Below are 17641 nucleotides of genomic sequence, written 5' to 3' on the forward strand. Positions count from 1 at the left end.
GGAGCTGACATGAAAACCAAACTTAACGAACTGCTTGAATTCCCTACTCCATTTACTTACAAAGTAATGGGGCAGGCGTTGCCTGAGCTGGTTGATCAGGTGGTGGAAGTGGTACAGCGCCATGCGCCTGGTGATTACTCTCCGTCAGTAAAACCGAGCAGCAAAGGTAACTACCACTCGGTCTCCATCACCATTAACGCTACCCACATTGAGCAGGTCGAAGCCCTGTACGAAGAGTTGGGCAATATCGAAATCGTGCGGATGGTGCTGTAATCCATCTCCTTACCCGGCCTCAAGGGCCGGGTAATCCTCCCTCTTTCGCTGTGATATACTCTCCCCCACTTAAGTCATCCCTCTCGGCGGAGACGTTGTTTTGCAGCACAATACCATTCTTATCCGACAACTCGGCCTGCAACCTTACGAACCCATCTCGCAGGCAATGCACGAATTTACCGACAGCCGTGACGACACGACGCTGGATGAAATCTGGCTGGTAGAACATCACCCGGTCTTTACTCAGGGTCAGGCCGGTAAAGCCGAACACGTGCTGGTGCCAGGCGATATCCCGGTTATTCAGAGCGATCGCGGCGGTCAGGTGACCTATCACGGGCCAGGCCAACAGGTGATGTATGTATTGCTGAATCTTAAACGGCGTAAACTCGGCGTGCGTGAATTAGTGACGCTACTGGAGCAGACCGTGGTCAATACTCTCGCGGAGTATCAGATTGAATCCCACCCACGCGCCGATGCGCCGGGGGTTTACGTTGGTGAACAGAAAATTTGTTCACTGGGGCTGCGTATTCGTAAAGGCTGTTCTTTCCACGGCCTGGCGCTGAATGTGGCAATGGATTTGACGCCATTCCTGCGCATTAACCCGTGCGGCTATGCCGGTATGGAGATGACGCAAATGCGCCAGTGGCAGCCGCAGGCCACCACGGAAAACGTCGCGCCGCGACTGGTCGCCAACCTGCTGGCGCTGCTGAATAACCCACCGCATGAGTATGTAGCCGCTTAAGAAGCTTCGCGCTCTGAAATCTCAGAGCGCCTGTAAATTGCGCAAGTCATTATTAATACTTTATATTTGCAATCAATTATCACGTTCCGCAATGCCACGGCCCGCTATAATAGCGCTATACACCCGACAACCGGATACGCTGAGTGGCAGAAAACCATCCCCCATCGGAACTCAATGAACAACCTGAAGATCGGCAGATTTTTCGTATTCTGCGTAATATCGATCTTAATCTGCTGACCATCTTCGAAGCGGTGTACGTGCATAAAGGTATCGTCAACGCGGCGAGGGTGCTAAATATCACCCCTTCGGCCATCAGCCAGTCCATCAATAAATTACGGGCTCTGTTCCCTGACCCGCTCTTTATTCGTAAAGGACAGGGGGTGACGCCGACGGCTTTTGCCACTCACTTGCATCAATATATTAGTCAGGGGATGGAAGCCTTTCTCAATGCGCTGGATTTGGGCAGCAGCTCGCAGCAACAGCGCGTGCTCACCATCGCTACCACTCCAACCATCGGCGCCCTGGTGATGCCGACGATCGCCAATGCGTTGAAACCGAGGTTTCCTCAGGTATTACTGCACAATATTGCGATTACCGATGCCGCCAGCCAGCTCAACCAGCGGCAGGTTGATTTGCTGATCGACAGCTATAACTATAGCGGGCTGGCCATTGCACACCAGGTACTGTTTTCCGAACCGGTCGTTATGTTCTGCCGGAAAGATCATCCCATTTTGCCTCTTCCGCTGACGCGGGAAAATCTACAGCAGTTTGAGTTTGCGCTGCTGCTGCCGGAAGGACAGCGCTACCCTACCCTGCATCGGCAACTTGATGAATTTATCGGCGAACGCCGCTGCGGTTTTAGCAGCTATAACCTGTTGACCCAGGCGGCGATGATGAATAATAGCGATTTGCTGGGGCTGACGCCTGAGAGCATGTTCGCGCTGGTGGCGAAGATCTGGGATTTACAAGCGATTCCTTTTCTACCGCTGCAGGACCAGCGTATTGATATTTCGCTCCATTACAACCGACAAAGCGCCCAGGAGCCGTTACTGAAAGAGATTATCGACACTATTGTGCAAACTTATTCCTGCTAACCGCACGCGAGGGAAAAGGATAAAACAACAACTATTTTACAATTTGCCGGGTAACCAGGCTGCTTTCAACCCCGTATCAATGATATACTGCCTGTCCTTAGTTCAAAAATAGTTGATAAATACAACATTTGATTGAATTAATTCGCTTTCCTTCGTGACTCGCAACTGGAACACGCACGCTATGAGTAAACCCATTGTGATGGAACGCGGTGTTAAGTACCGCGACGCCGATAAAATGGCCCTTATCCCGGTGAAAAACGTGGCAACTGAGCGTGAAGCTCTGCTCAGAAAACCGGAATGGATGAAAATCAAACTTCCGGCTGACTCGTCCCGTATTCAGGGGATCAAGGCAGCGATGCGTAAGAATGGCCTGCACTCCGTGTGCGAAGAAGCCTCTTGCCCGAACCTTGCCGAGTGCTTCAACCACGGCACCGCGACCTTTATGATCCTCGGCGCTATCTGTACTCGCCGTTGTCCGTTCTGCGATGTTGCCCACGGTCGTCCGGTGACGCCTGATGCCAATGAGCCGCAAAAACTGGCGCAAACCATCGCCGACATGGGTCTGCGCTACGTGGTGGTGACTTCCGTTGACCGCGACGATCTTCGTGACGGCGGCGCGCAGCATTTCGCCGACTGTATCAGCGCTATCCGCGAAAAGAGCCCGAACATCAAGATTGAAACGCTGGTGCCGGATTTCCGCGGTCGTATGGATCGCGCGCTGGATATCCTGAAAGTGACGCCGCCGGATGTGTTTAACCACAACCTGGAAAACGTACCGCGCCTGTATCGCCAGGTACGTCCGGGCGCAGATTACAACTGGTCGCTGAAGCTGCTGGAGCGCTTTAAAGAAGCGCATCCGGAAATCCCGACCAAATCGGGTCTGATGGTGGGTCTTGGCGAGACCAATGAAGAGATCATCGAAGTAATGCGCGATCTGCGCCGTCATGGCGTCACTATGCTGACGCTGGGTCAGTACCTGCAGCCGAGCCGTCACCACCTGCCGGTGCAGCGCTACGTCAGCCCGGAAGAGTTTGAAGAGATGAAAGCTGAAGCCATGGCGATGGGCTTTACCCATGCCGCCTGCGGCCCGTTCGTCCGCTCTTCCTATCATGCCGATCTGCAGGCAAAAGGTATGGAAGTAAAATAACCTCTGCCTTTCTTTGGCCGCCGTTCGCGGCGGCCAGATTTACCTGCTAACGCCCCTTTCTATCGTCACACTTGGTTGCAACTTTTTCGCATCCCAAACAACGACCATAAAAAAGGCGACAACGAATACGCTGCCGCCTCTTTGCCGCCAGAGCTTCACACCCGGCCGCGACGCGCCCCCGCTTATCGGGAGCCCGTGATTAATTACTCTTTATGAGAGAGTTTCTGTGCCGGCGCTTCTTCCTCAGCGCTGGTCTTTTTGGCACTGTCATCGTCATCATTCATGGCTTTCTTGAAGCCTTTGATAGCCGAACCCAGGTCTCCACCCAGCGTGCGTAATTTTTTGGTACCAAACACTAAAATAATCAGCGCTGCGACTACCAGCAGTTTGGTAATACTAATCTCACCCATAGCTAACCTTCTTCTCTATACAAGCTCAAGCTGCGAATACGCCATCATACACATATACGCATACAATTAACGGCTATTTGACGCGCCGACACAATAGCAATCTGTAACAAGGTGAATCAAGCCTTGTTTAAAAAAACGTCACAATAATTGCGGTGGCGCAAATCTGCGATTACGCAGCACCGGCAAACTCTCACGCACCTGATGAATATAATCTGCGGATATCTCAGCAAAAATCAGCTGCGGCTGGGCTGCGGCGCCAGCAATGGTGGTACCGAGCGGGTCGATAATCCGGCTCTGGCCGATATTACGCGTTCCACACTCGCCTGCCGCAATAATGTAGCAGGTAGTATCCAGCGCCCTTGCCGCCAGCAGCGTCGCCCAGTGATGTTCTTTCAATGGCCCACGCACCCAGGCTGTCGGAAGCACCAACACTTCAGCCCCCTTTAACGCTAACGATAGCGCTAATTCGGGAAAGCGTAAATCGTAGCAGGTCATTAAGCCGATTCGCATCCCATTTACCTCTATTAACGGCGGGATTTGCTCGCCGGCATCCACCAGCCGTGACTCCTGCATATTAAACGCATCGTACAAATGGAGTTTCTGGTATTGTGCGCAAATCGCCCCTCGGCATATCGCCACCAGCGTATTGCTCGCGCGCCCTTCAGCAGAGGGCACGTGTAGCGTTAATATCGTGGTTAAGTCATTCCGCCGGCTTTCCGCCAGCAACTGCTGCATAAAGCCGCCATCCAGCGCCTGCGCGGATTTTACCGACATATCCGGGTCGTTATCGGCTCGCGCCAGTAACGCCTCGGGCAAGACCAGTAACGAAGCGCCGCATTCTGCCGCCTGATGCATCAGCTCAACGCAGGTCTGCGCATTTTTTTGCCACTGCGCCGTGACGGCGAATTGTCCCGCAGCTACCCGCATCTCTTTCTCCCACTTGCGAATCCATAGCCAAAAACGCGTTTATCGCGCTACACTCAACCCTCTATCTAACGTATTAGCAGGAAATGACCGTGTTACAACTCCTTTTAGCCGTTTTTGTTGGCGGCGGAACCGGCAGCGTGTTGCGCTGGTGGCTGGGCATGAAATTTAACCCCATGCATCATGCGATTCCCATTGGCACGCTAGTCGCTAACCTGCTGGGCGCCTTTATTATCGGTGCCGGGCTGGCGTGGTTTAATCGTCTGACGCATGTCGATCCTATGTGGAAGTTGCTCATCACTACCGGTTTCTGCGGCGGCCTGACGACCTTCTCCACCTTTTCCGCAGAAGTCGTCTTCCTGCTCCAGCAGGGGCGTTTCAGCTGGGCGTTGCTAAACGTTCTCGTCAACCTGCTTGGTTCTTTCACCATGACCGCGACGGCATTCTGGCTATTTTCACAGTCAGCCGCCCGTTAACGACAGGCAAAAAAAAACCCGCTATAAGCGGGTTTTTATATTCTACTGACGTGTTGGTTAGATAGCCATTACGTTTGCAGCAGAAGGGCCTTTGGCACCGTTAGTGATTTCGAACTCTACGCGCTGACCTTCAGCCAGAGTTTTGAAACCGTTGGACTGGATTGCAGAGAAGTGTACGAATACATCTTTGCTGCCATCTTCCGGAGTAATGAAACCGAATCCTTTGGACTCATTAAACCACTTAACGTTACCTTTAATCTTAGACATCAAAATTACCTTTAAATTAAAAAACGACACTAATGCTGTGTCGGATACCAGTACATCAATTGTGATGCCTTTTGTCCAGCGTAACTTTCTTAAAAAGTGATAAAAGTCTCTATCTTTATAGCCGGCAGTTACGTTAGTCGTTGTTTTTCAACAAGACAAAGAACTTATCACTTTTGTCACTACGTTATAACGATTAAAACTGAATGCGCGCCCAGGCAAAATAAACGTTGCCGTTGTTATAAGTTCCGGGGATGTAGGTCATCTGGAACGTCGCCGGGCCGTAGCCAATCGATGCCAGCGGCAGCACCACTGGGATCGGGATATAGTTCCAGTTGTCGCGCGCCGTTACGCCAAGGGTGTAACCAAGGCCAAGGTGGAAGTTGTCATCGGCCAGCGGACGCCAGGTTTTTTCCCAGCCATAGCCGCCAATCGGCTCCCACTTATTAAAGGAATCTTTAAACGCCATCAGATACAGGCCGTGCCAGTTTCCTTTATCGTCCCAACGCGACACGCCGAATCCCGCCCCCCACGGGCGTTCGTTGTACTTATCGGTTTTCTCTTTGTCATAGGCAAAACGCGCGTGCCAGGTGATCGCCGGAACGTACAGATCGTAGTGCTCAGGCTCGTTCCAGGTTTGCGAGACATTGTCCGTCAGCGTATTGTAGCCATCGCGGAGCGTTGACGAGAACGAGGCGTTAGCATAACCGGACGACAGCAGCAGGCCGGACAGCGCAAGAATAAACAATGTAAATTGACGTAGTTTCAACACTTCTCTATTACCGATTTCAATTTTAAAAACGAAGTAAAGTAACAAATGTAATCTTAATAGACTGTTAACGGAATAAGGCAAAATCCTGAATTGCGCCATGGCAAAAACCGCATCCAGGGAGACGACTTTTGTGATGTTAGCCGCGCCGCAGGTTCCGATTAGTCAATTCTCAGTAGTTTATTGATTTGGGTCAGCAAGTTCTGTCCGTTTTTTGGGCACATTCCCTCACTTAATTTTTGTAGTGCTTTAGATATCAGCAGATTCTTTGGGTTAATGGCTTAGGGGTAAAGTATGCTTACGCTTGTTGAGATCCTAATCGGGGTCGTGGTTATTGTGGGCGTCGCCCGCTACATTATAAAAGGCTATTCCGCGACAGGGGTGCTGTTTGTCGGCGGTTTAGTCTTACTTATCGCCAGCGCCATCATGGGGCATAAGGTTCTCCCGGCCAGCGCCGCCAGTACGGGTTACACCGCGACCGACATCTTCGAGTATATTAAAATACTGCTCATGAGCCGCGGCGGCGACCTCGGCATGATGATTATGATGCTCTGCGGCTTCGCCACCTATATGACGCATATCGGCGCCAACGATATGGTGGTTAAACTGGCCTCTAAACCGCTGCGATATATTAACTCACCTTATCTGTTGATGATTGCCGCCTACTTCCTCGCCTGTCTGATGTCGCTGGCGGTCTCCTCAGCGACCGGCCTGGGTGTGCTGCTGATGGCGACGCTGTTCCCGGTAATGGTCAACGTCGGCATCAGCCGCGGCGCCGCGGCGGCGATTTGCGCCTCCCCTGCCGCGTTGATCCTGTCTCCGACCTCCGGTGACGTAGTACTGGCGGCCAAAGCTGCCGAAATGCCGCTAATCGATTTCGCGTTCAAAACCACCTTGCCTATCTCGATTGCCGCTATCGTCTGTATGGCCATCGCTCACTTCTTCTGGCAGCGCTACCTCGATAAAAAAGAGAACGCCTCGCACGAAATGCTCGACGTCAACGAGATAACCACCACCGCGCCGGCGCTGTACGCCATTCTGCCTTTCACGCCGATTATCGGGGTGCTGATTTTCGACGGCAAATGGGGTCCTGAATTACACATCATCACTATTCTGGTGCTCTGTATGGTGCTGGCTTCGGTACTGGAATTCCTGCGCAGTTTTGACACTAAAAAGGTCTTCGCCGGGCTGGAAGTCGCCTATCGCGGTATGGCTGACGCCTTCGCCAGCGTCGTCATGCTATTGGTCGCGGCCGGCGTATTTGCCCAGGGTCTGAGCACTATCGGTTTTATCGACGGACTTATCTCCATAGCCACCTCGTTCGGTTCCGCCAGTATCATTCTGATGCTGGTGCTGGTGATTCTGACCATGCTGGCGGCGATGACCACCGGCTCCGGCAACGCGCCATTTTATGCCTTCGTAGAGATGATCCCGAAGCTTGCCCACTCTTCCGGCATCAATCCGGCTTACCTGTCGATCCCTATGTTGCAGGCGTCGAATTTGGGACGCACTATTTCACCGGTTTCCGGCGTGGTGGTGGCGGTGGCGGGAATGGCGAAGATTTCGCCATTTGAAGTCGTTAAGCGCACCTCGGTCCCCGTTATCGTTGGCCTGTTGGTGGTGATCGTCGCCACCGAGATTCTGGTCCCCGGCGCCGCGGTTCAATAAACTACAAACCACAGTGAAAAGGCGCCAGCAGGCGTCTTTTTTATGCTTTAATAAATCCCAGCAATTAATCATCTCCCACTATCAGGAATAAAAATGTTCAGGAAGGATGTCGTCGCCATTGCCCTTTTACTCGGCGCAACGCAGGTTGGCGCAGAGCCGCTTACCGCGACGAAATACGGTGATTTCGATCGTTACGTGCTGGCACTGTCCTGGCAAACCGGTTTTTGTCAGAGCATGCTGGATAGTAACCGTAATGAGCCCGAGGAGTGCCGGCTACAGCAGGACGAACGCAACAAAGCCGATTTTCTGACGGTACACGGCCTATGGCCGGGCCTGCCGAAGTCGATCGCCTCACGCGGCGTCGACGAGCGCCGCTGGATGCGCTACGGCTGCGCGACGCGCCCGATCCCCAATATGCCGGAAGTCAAAGCCGGACGTAAATGCCAGGCCGCGGAAACCGGGCTGTCGCTGGAAATGGCTAATAAGCTGAATAGCGTGATGCCGGGTTCTGGCGGGAACTCTTGTCTGGAACGTTATGAGTATGCCAAGCATGGCGTCTGTTTCGGCTTCGATCCGGATAGCTACTTCGGTACGATGGTGCGCCTGAATGGCGAAGTGAAGCAAAGCGCAATCGGTGATTTTCTGGCAAAACACTACGGACAAACCGTTAGCCGTAGCGATTTTGATGCCGCCGTCGCCAAAGCGTATGGCGCGCAAAACGTCAAAGCCTTTAAATTAACCTGCGACGGCAACCCGGCTTATTTAACGGAAATGCAAATTTCCATCAAAGCTGGCGCTATCAATTCCCCGTTGGGCGCAGATTCGTTCCTGCCGCAGCCGCATCCGGGCAACTGCGCTAAGCAATTTGTTCTGGACAAAGTCGGTTCTTGATAACAGGGCGATGCGCCCACTTCATCTGCTTTTGCTCATGATGCGCTGAATGTGCGCTTAATCACTTCAAACATCAGGCAAGTCTCAGTATGATGAAGGGACATTAACCCTTGCCCCTTTCGGCGAGGGTTTTCTTTTACGGAAAAGGTTCCTGGATAACATGGAGTATGCAATGACCAGACCCGCAATCATTATTAACGAATTCGATGCTGAACGTATCGACAGACTGCTTGAGCAACCGGCTTACGCCAATTCGCCGGTCGCCGATGCCCTGAACGACGAACTGGATCGTGCGCAAATGCTCGCGCCGGAAGCAATGCCACACGACGTCGTGAGCATGAACAGCAAAGTCCGCTTTCGCGATTTAACCAGCGGCGAAGAACGCGTGCGGACTCTGGTCTTCCCGGCTCAGGCAACCGATAGCGCCACTCAGCTTTCGGTTCTGGCGCCGGTTGGCGCAGCGCTGCTTGGGCTGAAAGTCGGCACCTCCATTCACTGGGAGTTGCCTGGCGGCGCATCGGCGCATCTGGAAGTGCTGGAGCTGCTGTACCAGCCGGAAGCCGCAGGCGAATTCCACCGCTAAGTTCCCCGCTGCCTGAGGCGTTTCACGCTTTATTCAGAGGATGCCTCGTCATCCTCTTTCTGTTTCCCTTCCTCTCTGACAAATTTTTACCTCATCCCGTGACGGCGTATACAGTTTTGCGACCTGAATGCCACAATATCCTTGTATAATATGTTGATATAGAAACAGACAAACAAGGAGAAATGCATATGTATAAAACTATCATTATGCCGGTTGATGTCTTTGAAATGGAGCTGAGCGACAAGGCTGTCCGCCATGCAGAGTTTCTTGCCCAACAGGACGGCATTATTCATTTACTTCACGTCTTACCCGGCTCATCCAGCTTCACCATGAGCCGTTTTACCGCCGATCTACGCCGCTTTGAAGAGCATTTGCAGCATGAAGCGGAAACCCGCTTGCAGACCATGGTCGGCCACTTCAGCATCGACCCTTCACGCATCAAGAGCCATGTACGTTTCGGCAATGTACGCGATATGGTTAATGAACTGGCCAATGAAATAAAAGCTGACGTAGTAGTAATTGGTTCCCGCAATCCGTCGATCAGCACCCATTTGCTGGGTTCAAACGCCTCAAGCGTCATCCGTCATGCGCATATTCCGGTGATGGTCGTGAGATAACGAAACGGTGAAATAAGCAAAAAAAAGAGGCGACCCTATGGTCGCCTCTTTGCTGTATGCAGGTATTGTCTTACGACTTTTTATGTTTATGCGCTTTTGGTGCGAATCAGATAATCGAATGAGCTCAGAGAAGCTTTCGCGCCTTCGCCAGTGGCGATAATAATTTGCTTGTACGGTACGGTGGTGCAGTCACCGGCCGCAAACACGCCCTTCACGTTGGTTTCACATTTGGCATCGATGATGATTTCACCCATGCGGTTACGCTCAACCGTACCTTCCAGCCAGTTGGTGTTCGGCAGCAGGCCGATCTGGACAAAAATACCGGCTAACGCGACATGATGCTCATCGCCGCTGACGCGGTCACGGTACTGCAGCCCCGTCACCTTGCTACCGTCGCCAACCACTTCGGTAGTCTGGGCGTTGAGAATAATATCGACATTTTTCAGGCTGCGTACTTTGTCCTGCAGCACCTGGTCGGCTTTCATTTCTGGTGCGAATTCCAGTAGCGTCACGTGCTCAACGACGCCCGCCAGATCAATCGCCGCTTCAACGCCGGAGTTACCGCCGCCAATCACCGCCACGCGTTTACCTTTAAACAGCGGGCCGTCGCAGTGCGGGCAGTAGGTTACGCCTTTAGTCCGGTATTGGTCTTCACCCGGTACGTTCATGTTACGCCATTTGGCGCCGGTCGCGATGATCACGCTGCGCGCTTTCAGCACCGCGCCGGAGGCGGTTTCAATCTGATGCAGGCCGCCTTCGACGGCTGCCGGGATCAGTTTTGCCGCGCTTTGTGAATCAATCACATCAACATCATACTCACTGACGTGCGCTTTCAGCGCCCCCGCCAACTTCTGACCTTCGGTTTTCGGTACGGAAATATAGTTTTCGATATCTACGGTATCCAGTACCTGACCGCCGAAGCGTTCGCCCATCAGACCGGTACGAATGCCTTTACGCGCGGAGTATACCGCCGCCGCGGCGCCAGACGGGCCGGAACCCACAATCAGAACGTCATAAGCATCGCGTTTGTTAAGCTCTTCCGCCGCACGTTTTTCCGCGCCGGTATCCACTTTGGCAACGATTTCAGTCAGCGTCATACGACCTTGACCAAATTCCTGACCATTCACAAACACCGCCGGTACGCCCATCACGTTGCGATCGGTGATTTCATTCTGGAAGGTCCCGCCATCAATCGCCGTGTGTTTGATACGCGGGTTAAGCACCGCCATCAGGTTCAGCGCCTGCACCACGTCCGGGCAGTTGTGGCAAGAGAGCGAGTAGTAGGTCTCAAACTCAAAATCACCGTCAAGATTGCGGATCTGTTCCAGCAGCGACTGGGCTTCTTTCGACGGATGGCCGCCGGTCCACAGCAGCGCCAGCACTAATGAGGTGAATTCATGTCCCAGTGGAGAACCAGCAAAACGCGGGCCCTGGTTGGAACCTGGGTTAGTAATCAGGAACGATGGCTTACGTACCGCCAACGTATTGTCTTCTTTAAAGGTAACTTTGTCTGACAGTTCAGCGATTTCAGCCAACAGTTCCTTGATCTCTGCCGATTTAGCGCTGTCATCCAGCGTGGCAATCAGCTCAACAGGTTTGGTCAGCTTCTCAAGATAGGCCTTGAGCTGGGTTTTCATGTTGGTGTCGAGCATTTTTATCTCCTGGGCTTAAAACATCATCATGCAAGCGGCCTTTATCAGGCAGCCTGAATGCGCTTGCATCATGGTGTTGGAATAAAACGGGCGCGGGTACGCCCGTTGATTAGCGGGAATAAAACGAATTAGATCTTACCAACCAGATCTAAAGAAGGAGCCAGCGTCGCTTCACCTTCTTTCCACTTAGCCGGGCACACTTCGCCTGGGTGGGAAGCAACGTACTGAGCGGCTTTGATTTTACGCAGCAGGTCAGACGCATCACGGCCGATACCTTCAGCGGTAACTTCGATTGCCTGGATGATGCCCTGCGGGTCAACAACGAAGGTCGCGCGGTCAGCCAGACCTTCATCTTCACGCATGTTGTCGAAGTTACGGGTCAGGGCGCCAGTCGGGTCGCCGATCATCGCGTATTTGATTTTAGCGATGGTGTCAGAGCTGCTGTGCCACGCTTTGTGGGTGAAGTGGGTGTCGGTAGATACAGAGTACACGTCTACGCCCAGTTTCTGCAGTTCTTCGTAATGGTCAGCCACGTCGCCCAGTTCTGTCGGGCAAACGAAAGTGAAGTCAGCCGGGTAGAAGAAGAAGACGCTCCAGCGGCCTTCAGTATCTTTTTCGGTAACTTCGATGAATTCACCGTTTTTGAATGCCTGGTTTTTGAAAGGTTTGATTTTGGTATTAATTAAAGACATCGATACTTCCTCCGTGTTTTTGTTGAGGTCTAAGTTAACGAATTTTTCCTGACTCGACCAATGCGTTTGCATTATCAAATCAATAAGCGTTATCTAACAACCGCCACAAGACAACTTTGTGAACCTGCCGTCGCGATCGCGGTTTTTACCCGTGTTTCGCCTCATTTCGCTAAAAGTAAAAAGGCCGCCCTCTCAGGCGGCCCCGTTACCTGAAATACCCGCAGGTAGCTTCAGCGCCAGAATGGCTGGCAATATGTTGCGCTCTACACCTTAATGTAACAGCATGAAGGATTACATCATTCGCCGAACTAAAGGGCAACCAAACGCCCGGCAGGTCTTATCTATGACTGCGATAGGTTTCACCACCACTTCGCATTAGCTTCTGATTTAAAAGGAATACTCATGTTAAAACGACTGCTTTTCCTGAGCCTGTTGCCGTTGTGCAGCTATGCCGAAGACCTCCCCGCCCCCGTAAGAGCGATAGAAAAACAGGGTATTACTATCATTAAGCCCTTTGAAGCTCCCGGTGGCGTCAAAGGCTGGCTCGGAAAATATCAGGATATGGGTGTTGCTATCTATCTCACCCCCGACGGTAAACACGCCATTTCCGGCTATATGTATGACGAAAAAGGCAACAATCTGAGCGAACAGCTTTTCCAGAAAGAGCTCTATACCCCGGCGGGACAGGCGATGTGGAAAAAACTCGAATCCGCTAATTGGCTACTGGAAGGCAAAAAAGAGGCGCCCATCGTCCTTTATGTGTTTGCCGACCCTTTCTGCCCTTACTGTAAACAGTTCTGGCAACAGGCGCGACCGTGGGTTGAATCCGGTAAGGTGCAGCTGCGCACCTTATTGGTCGGCGTGATTAAACCAGAGAGCCCGGCCACCGCGGCAGCCATTCTGGCCAGCAAAGACCCGGCGCAAACCTGGCATGATTACGAACAGTCCAACGGCAAAATGAAGCTAAACGTACCGGCAGATATCCCTGCAGCTTTGATGAGGACACTGAATGTCAACCAGCAGCTGATGGATGACCTCGGCGCTAATGCCACCCCGGCTATTTACTATATGAATAAAGACAACATGCTGCAGCAGGTAGTGGGGTTACCTGATAAAGAGAAACTGCAGGTGATGATGGGTGAAAAACAGCAGTAAAAAATAACGTATTTCCGCCAGAGTCTTAAGGACAAAAAAGGATCTGGCGGAAAGCGATTGGTTGGTATACATTTAGTAGGGATTAATTGTAGATTTAGCTATAATAATGATAATTCATGGCATCGCTCCAAATTTATAACGGGAAGAAATAGTAATCCGTTCGCCTCGATGCAACATAAACAGGACGTTAAGCATGGCCAACCTTTATGACTTAAAAAAATTCGATCTAAACCTGTTGGTTATCTTCGAGTGTATTTATCAACATCTTAGTATCAGTAAAGCCGCAGAAACGCTGTTTATTACCCCTTCTGCGGTTAGTCAGTCGCTGCAGCGGTTACGCAATCAATTAAACGATCCGCTATTTGTCCGTTCGGGCAAGGGGATAACGCCAACGATCGTTGGGGTGAATTTACATCATCACCTGGAACAGAACCTCAATCAATTAGAAAAAACAATTAATATTGCCAATCATTCTGAATTAAGTAAAAGATTTGTTATTTATAGCCCACAATTGTTTGTTGCCCCTGGTACAATGGATTTGATCAATGATTTATATCAGGATCCAAACCTCCAAATTGAACACCGCGATCTTCTTTTATCTTCGGAGAGCGCTGATGATTTGATGGCCTATCGAAAAGCGGATCTGGTTTATAGTCTAACGCCAATCTCAAATCATAGTGTCGTATGCCAACCATTTCAGGAAATTGAGGTGGTTCTGATTTGCCGTAAAGATCACCCAAGAAAGGCGTTACTTAATACACAGGAAGCGATTGAGAAGGAAGGATTCACTTATTATATTTCTAATGATCCAGGTGTGAAATTATTTCAAAATCAAAATGAAAATATATTTACCAATCGTAGAATTGCGTTCCAAAGCAACTCGTTGATAGCTATTTTAACCATGATTCACCAAAGTGATTTTATCGGTTATATGGCCAGACACGTACTGGATTACTTTAAAGGTTCACTTGATTTTCATGAAATCATTCAGCCACACCCCGTACCGCCCATCAAGACATATATGATTTACAATCGTTCATCACTTAACAATCCTAAATTTGCTGCTTTTATCAGCAGACATAAAAACACCGATTAATTAAACCCACAATATATTCACATAACAAATATATTGTGGACCTCCATTTATGAACCAGGTGAAACATTACTAATATATATTAACCTTACCATTAATGTGTTCTACACTATCCGTGAAATCGTACCTATCACATTAAAGGATTAATGGTAATGTCATTAATAAAAATTCCATTACCCGAGTCCGTTCTTCAAGCAAGCCAGCAGCGGATACAGTGGGTATTAGAAAATTTTTCACGCATCTGCATCTCTTTCTCCGGTGGAAAAGACTCCACCACTATGCTGCACCTGGCGGCGCTTTGCGCCCGGCAAATGGGCAAGAAATTCAGCGTGATGTTTATTGATTGGGAAGCGCAATTTTCCTGCACCATTCAGCATTGCGAAAATATTCGCACCGAATACCAGGATGTTATTGAAAAATTTTATTGGGTGGCCCTACCGCTCACCACGCAAAACTCACTGACGCAGTTTTCGCCGGAGTGGCAATGCTGGGAACCTGGCGTCAACTGGGTACGCCAGCCGCCCGCTGACGCTATTACCGATCCCGGCTATTTTCCGTTTTATAGATGCGGAATGAGCTTTGAAGAGTTCGTTCGTGATTTCGCCGACTGGTTTTCGCAAAATCGCCCGGCGGCGATGATGGTGGGTATCCGGGCAGATGAATCGCTTAATCGTTTTATGACCATCTCATCGCAGCGTAAGCTGCGCTTTGCCGATGACAAGCCATGGACAACATCGGCGCCGGGCGGTCATACCTGGTACATCTACCCGATCTATGACTGGAAAACCGCCGATATCTGGACGTGGTTTAGCAAAAGCGGCCATACCTATAACCCCCTTTACGATCTGATGTATCAGGCCGGGGTGCCGCTACGCTATATGCGCATCTGTGAACCTTTTGGCCCGGAGCAGCGCCAGGGACTCTGGCTGTATCACGTGCTGGAACCCGAGCGCTGGGCAGCCATCTGCCAGCGCGTAAACGGCGTGCACAGCGGCGGTATTTATGCCGGATATGACAACAAATTCTATGGTCACCGTAAGCTCGATAAACCCGGACACCACAGCTGGAAGAGTTATGCCCTGTTTCTGCTGGATAGCATGCCGCGGCAAACCGCCGAGCACTATCGCAACAAAATCGCGGTCTATCTGCATTGGTATCAAAAACAGGGAATGGACGATATCCCCGATAGCCAGGAGAGCGACATCGGCACCCGGGATATCCCTTCATGGCGACGCGTCTGCAAAGTGTTATTAAACAATGATTACTGGTGTCGCCAGCTTTCATTTAGCCCAACTAAGGCCACCCGCTATAAAAACTACTGCGAGCGCATAAGTAAAAAACGCCAACAATGGGGACTGTTATGCAACAACGACTAATAACCCAGATAGAAGAGTATCTGGCCGCGCTGCCGGAAGAGGAAAAAATCGACGCGCTGAACCGCTTTCGCCAGGCTCTGCACCGCCATAGCCCTTTTCGCAACCAGCCGGTTGACTGCGTGCTATGGGTTAAAGAGGAAGAAGTGGTTCCCAATGACTACAACCCTAACAATCTTGCACCGCCGGAAAAGCGGCTGTTGTTAACTTCGCTGGAGGCCAACGGCTTTACGCAACCTATCGTGGTGCAGCATCAGCAGCCAAAGCGTTATACCATCATTGACGGTTTTCACCGCCACGAACTGGTTAGCAGCAAAGTGTCATTAAAAAAGCGGCTCAAGGGATATTTACCGGTAACCTGTTTGACGGAGAATAGCCACCCGCGCGATGCCCTGATGGCCGCCACTATTCGCCACAATCGGGCCCGCGGACGTCATCAGATTCACGCGATGTCGGAAATTGTCCGCGAGCTGGCCAATCTCGGTTGGAGCAACGCAAAAATCAGTAAAGAGTTGGGGATGGATGCCGATGAAGTGTTGCGCCTGAAGCAAATTAACGGTCTGGCCGAGATGTTCGGCGACCGTCAATTTTCCCAGGCGTGGACGGTGAAATAGCTACAGCCGACGCAGACGGTCTGCCGCCGCCAGCAGGGTTTCCGGCTGCTTAGCGAAGCACAGGCGAATCAACTTATGCGGGAACGGATCGGCACAGAATACCGACAGCGGGATCGCCGCCACGCCGACGTCCGTGGTCAGCCAGCGACAGAAGCTGACGTCATCAAGGTCAGAAATGGCGCTATAGTCCGCCAGCAGAAAGTAGGTGCCTTCACACGGCAGGATCTCCAGCCGGCTGTCGCGTAGCGCATCGATAAACAGATCCCGGCGCTCCTGATAAAACGCAGGCAGCTCGCGGTAGTGCTCCGGCTGCGCGCGCAGCATATCCGCCAGCGCCAGCTGAGCCGGCGTATTAACGGCAAAGGTTAAATACTGGTGCACTTTACGCAGCTCGGCGCTGATGGCGGCAGGCGCCACGCAATAACCCACTTTCCAGCCGGTCATATGAAAGGTTTTACCGAAAGAAGAGACCGCTACCGCCCGTTCACGCAACTGCGGATGAGCCAGCACGCTGGCGTGCCCCTGCTCTGCAAAACAGATATGCTCATACACTTCGTCGCTGATAACGTAAATTTCCCGCCCGGCGATCGCCTGCCACAGCGCGGCAAAATCTTCCCGCTGCCAGACGGTGGCTGATGGATTATGCGGCGTATTAAGAATGACCAAACGGGTGCGGTCGCTTAACGTGGCGGCAAACTGCTGCCAGTCAACGCGGAAATGCGGCGGCTGCAGAGCAATAGGTTTCAGCACGCCGCCGGAAAGTTCTACCGCCGGCGCGTAGCTGTCATAGCTCGGGTCAAAGCAGATCGCCTCATCGCCGGCTCTGACCAGCGCAGTAATCGCCGCATACAGCGCTTCAGTCGCGCCGGCGGTCACGGTCACTTCGCTATTAGCATCCGGGCGATAGCCATAAAGTTCAGCGGTTTTATCGGCAATGGCTTCGCGCAGCGCCGGTACGCCGGTCATCGGAGCATACTGGTTGGCTCCCTGGGCGACATGCCACGCCAGGCGTTCCTGTAAATAGCGCGGGCCGTCAAAATCCGGGAAACCTTGTGATAGATTTATGGCCTGATGCTGCTGCGCCAGCGCGCTCATCTGGGTAAAAATGGTGGTGCCTAATGCAGGGAGTTTACTCTCAGGAATCAGTGGCTTATTGCTCATTATCTTCGTTCCGATTGTAATGCTGTTGTTGAAGCCACTATAA

The 17641-nt window shown here is 51.6% G+C and carries 20 protein-coding genes; 13 read left to right on the forward strand and 7 right to left on the reverse strand.

Annotated elements, in window-relative coordinates:
* Positions 1 to 9: 9 nt before the first annotated feature.
* The 4 genes from ybeD to lipA all read left to right on the forward strand — a co-directional run bounded on the left by ybeD (position 10) and on the right by lipA (position 3256).
* A complete protein-coding gene (ybeD, locus tag PGR10_RS15970; RefSeq protein WP_015367736.1) occupies positions 10 to 273 on the forward strand; it encodes a DUF493 family protein YbeD in 264 nt (87 codons plus the stop codon).
* A 100-nt stretch (positions 274 to 373) separates the two neighbouring features.
* A complete protein-coding gene (lipB, locus tag PGR10_RS15975; protein ID WP_087860243.1) occupies positions 374 to 1015 on the forward strand; it encodes a lipoyl(octanoyl) transferase LipB in 642 nt (213 codons plus the stop codon).
* Between the two features lie 143 nt (positions 1016 to 1158).
* Entirely contained in the window at positions 1159 to 2109 is a 951-nt protein-coding gene (locus PGR10_RS15980) for a YbeF family transcriptional regulator (protein WP_430923761.1), read from the forward strand.
* A gap of 181 nt (positions 2110 to 2290) precedes the next feature.
* Positions 2291 to 3256, forward strand: coding sequence for a lipoyl synthase (gene lipA / locus PGR10_RS15985; protein ID WP_015367739.1), 966 nt, complete (start codon positions 2291 to 2293; stop codon positions 3254 to 3256).
* 203 nt (positions 3257 to 3459) lie between these two features.
* On the opposite strand, the gene tatE is transcribed toward lipA, so the two are convergent.
* On the reverse strand, positions 3460 to 3666 hold the full coding sequence (gene tatE, locus PGR10_RS15990; protein WP_045381457.1) for a twin-arginine translocase subunit TatE: 207 nt from the start codon (positions 3664 to 3666) through the stop codon (positions 3460 to 3462).
* A 138-nt stretch (positions 3667 to 3804) separates the two neighbouring features.
* Positions 3805 to 4593, reverse strand: a complete 789-nt coding sequence (locus PGR10_RS15995; protein WP_411325853.1) for a deaminated glutathione amidase — start codon at positions 4591 to 4593, stop codon at positions 3805 to 3807.
* Positions 4594 to 4682: 89 nt separating this feature from the next.
* Between PGR10_RS15995 and crcB the strand changes: the two genes are divergently transcribed.
* Positions 4683 to 5066 (forward strand): fluoride efflux transporter CrcB, encoded by a 384-nt coding sequence (gene crcB / locus PGR10_RS16000; RefSeq protein WP_087860424.1) that lies wholly within the window; start codon positions 4683 to 4685, stop codon positions 5064 to 5066.
* Between the two features lie 57 nt (positions 5067 to 5123).
* Here crcB and cspE read toward each other — a convergent pair whose 3' ends face one another.
* Both cspE and pagP read right to left on the reverse strand, forming a co-directional pair.
* Positions 5124 to 5333: a transcription antiterminator/RNA stability regulator CspE gene (cspE, locus tag PGR10_RS16005; protein ID WP_012542460.1), complete on the reverse strand. Its 210-nt coding sequence runs from the start codon at positions 5331 to 5333 to the stop codon at positions 5124 to 5126.
* A 193-nt stretch (positions 5334 to 5526) separates the two neighbouring features.
* On the reverse strand, positions 5527 to 6102 hold the full coding sequence (gene pagP / locus PGR10_RS16010) for a lipid IV(A) palmitoyltransferase PagP (protein WP_162750180.1): 576 nt from the start codon (positions 6100 to 6102) through the stop codon (positions 5527 to 5529).
* 291 nt (positions 6103 to 6393) lie between these two features.
* On the opposite strand from pagP, the gene dcuC reads away from it, so the two are divergent.
* The 4 genes from dcuC (at position 6394) to uspG (ending at position 9858) form a co-directional block, all read left to right on the forward strand.
* The gene (gene dcuC / locus PGR10_RS16015; protein ID WP_213794475.1) at positions 6394 to 7767 is read left to right on the forward strand and encodes an anaerobic C4-dicarboxylate transporter DcuC; all 1374 of its coding nucleotides are present in this window, start codon (positions 6394 to 6396) and stop codon (positions 7765 to 7767) included.
* A 93-nt stretch (positions 7768 to 7860) separates the two neighbouring features.
* A complete protein-coding gene (gene rna, locus PGR10_RS16020) occupies positions 7861 to 8658 on the forward strand; it encodes a ribonuclease I (RefSeq protein WP_087860247.1) in 798 nt (265 codons plus the stop codon).
* Between the two features lie 172 nt (positions 8659 to 8830).
* A complete protein-coding gene (gene rnk / locus PGR10_RS16025) occupies positions 8831 to 9241 on the forward strand; it encodes a nucleoside diphosphate kinase regulator (protein WP_015367745.1) in 411 nt (136 codons plus the stop codon).
* A 188-nt stretch (positions 9242 to 9429) separates the two neighbouring features.
* Entirely contained in the window at positions 9430 to 9858 is a 429-nt protein-coding gene (gene uspG / locus PGR10_RS16030; protein ID WP_015367746.1) for a universal stress protein UspG, read from the forward strand.
* Positions 9859 to 9944: 86 nt separating this feature from the next.
* On the opposite strand, the gene ahpF is transcribed toward uspG, so the two are convergent.
* On the reverse strand, positions 9945 to 11510 hold the full coding sequence (gene ahpF / locus PGR10_RS16035) for an alkyl hydroperoxide reductase subunit F (RefSeq protein ID WP_015367747.1): 1566 nt from the start codon (positions 11508 to 11510) through the stop codon (positions 9945 to 9947).
* A 128-nt stretch (positions 11511 to 11638) separates the two neighbouring features.
* A complete protein-coding gene (ahpC, locus tag PGR10_RS16040; RefSeq protein WP_004859485.1) occupies positions 11639 to 12202 on the reverse strand; it encodes an alkyl hydroperoxide reductase subunit C in 564 nt (187 codons plus the stop codon).
* 402 nt (positions 12203 to 12604) lie between these two features.
* Here ahpC and dsbG point away from each other — a divergent pair, with 402 nt between their 5' ends.
* From dsbG to PGR10_RS16060, 4 genes are all read left to right on the forward strand, one after another.
* A complete protein-coding gene (gene dsbG / locus PGR10_RS16045) occupies positions 12605 to 13357 on the forward strand; it encodes a thiol:disulfide interchange protein DsbG (protein WP_430923762.1) in 753 nt (250 codons plus the stop codon).
* Between the two features lie 193 nt (positions 13358 to 13550).
* Positions 13551 to 14453 (forward strand): DNA-binding transcriptional repressor CitR, encoded by a 903-nt coding sequence (gene citR / locus PGR10_RS16050; protein WP_430923763.1) that lies wholly within the window; start codon positions 13551 to 13553, stop codon positions 14451 to 14453.
* 149 nt (positions 14454 to 14602) lie between these two features.
* Positions 14603 to 15826 carry a phosphoadenosine phosphosulfate reductase gene (locus PGR10_RS16055; protein WP_430923764.1) on the forward strand — a complete coding sequence of 408 codons (1224 nt, stop codon included), beginning with the start codon at positions 14603 to 14605 and terminating at the stop codon, positions 15824 to 15826.
* Positions 15811 to 16437 (forward strand): IbrB-like domain-containing protein, encoded by a 627-nt coding sequence (locus PGR10_RS16060; RefSeq protein WP_087860251.1) that lies wholly within the window; start codon positions 15811 to 15813, stop codon positions 16435 to 16437. Before PGR10_RS16055 ends, PGR10_RS16060 begins: the two co-directional genes overlap by 16 nt.
* On the opposite strand, the gene PGR10_RS16065 is transcribed toward PGR10_RS16060, so the two are convergent.
* A complete protein-coding gene (locus tag PGR10_RS16065) occupies positions 16438 to 17583 on the reverse strand; it encodes a pyridoxal phosphate-dependent aminotransferase (RefSeq protein WP_430923862.1) in 1146 nt (381 codons plus the stop codon).
* Positions 17584 to 17641 lie beyond the last annotated feature (58 nt).

Source organism: Klebsiella sp. 141198, from assembly GCF_050600785.1.
In the GTDB taxonomy this organism is placed as follows: domain Bacteria; phylum Pseudomonadota; class Gammaproteobacteria; order Enterobacterales; family Enterobacteriaceae; genus Klebsiella; species Klebsiella aerogenes.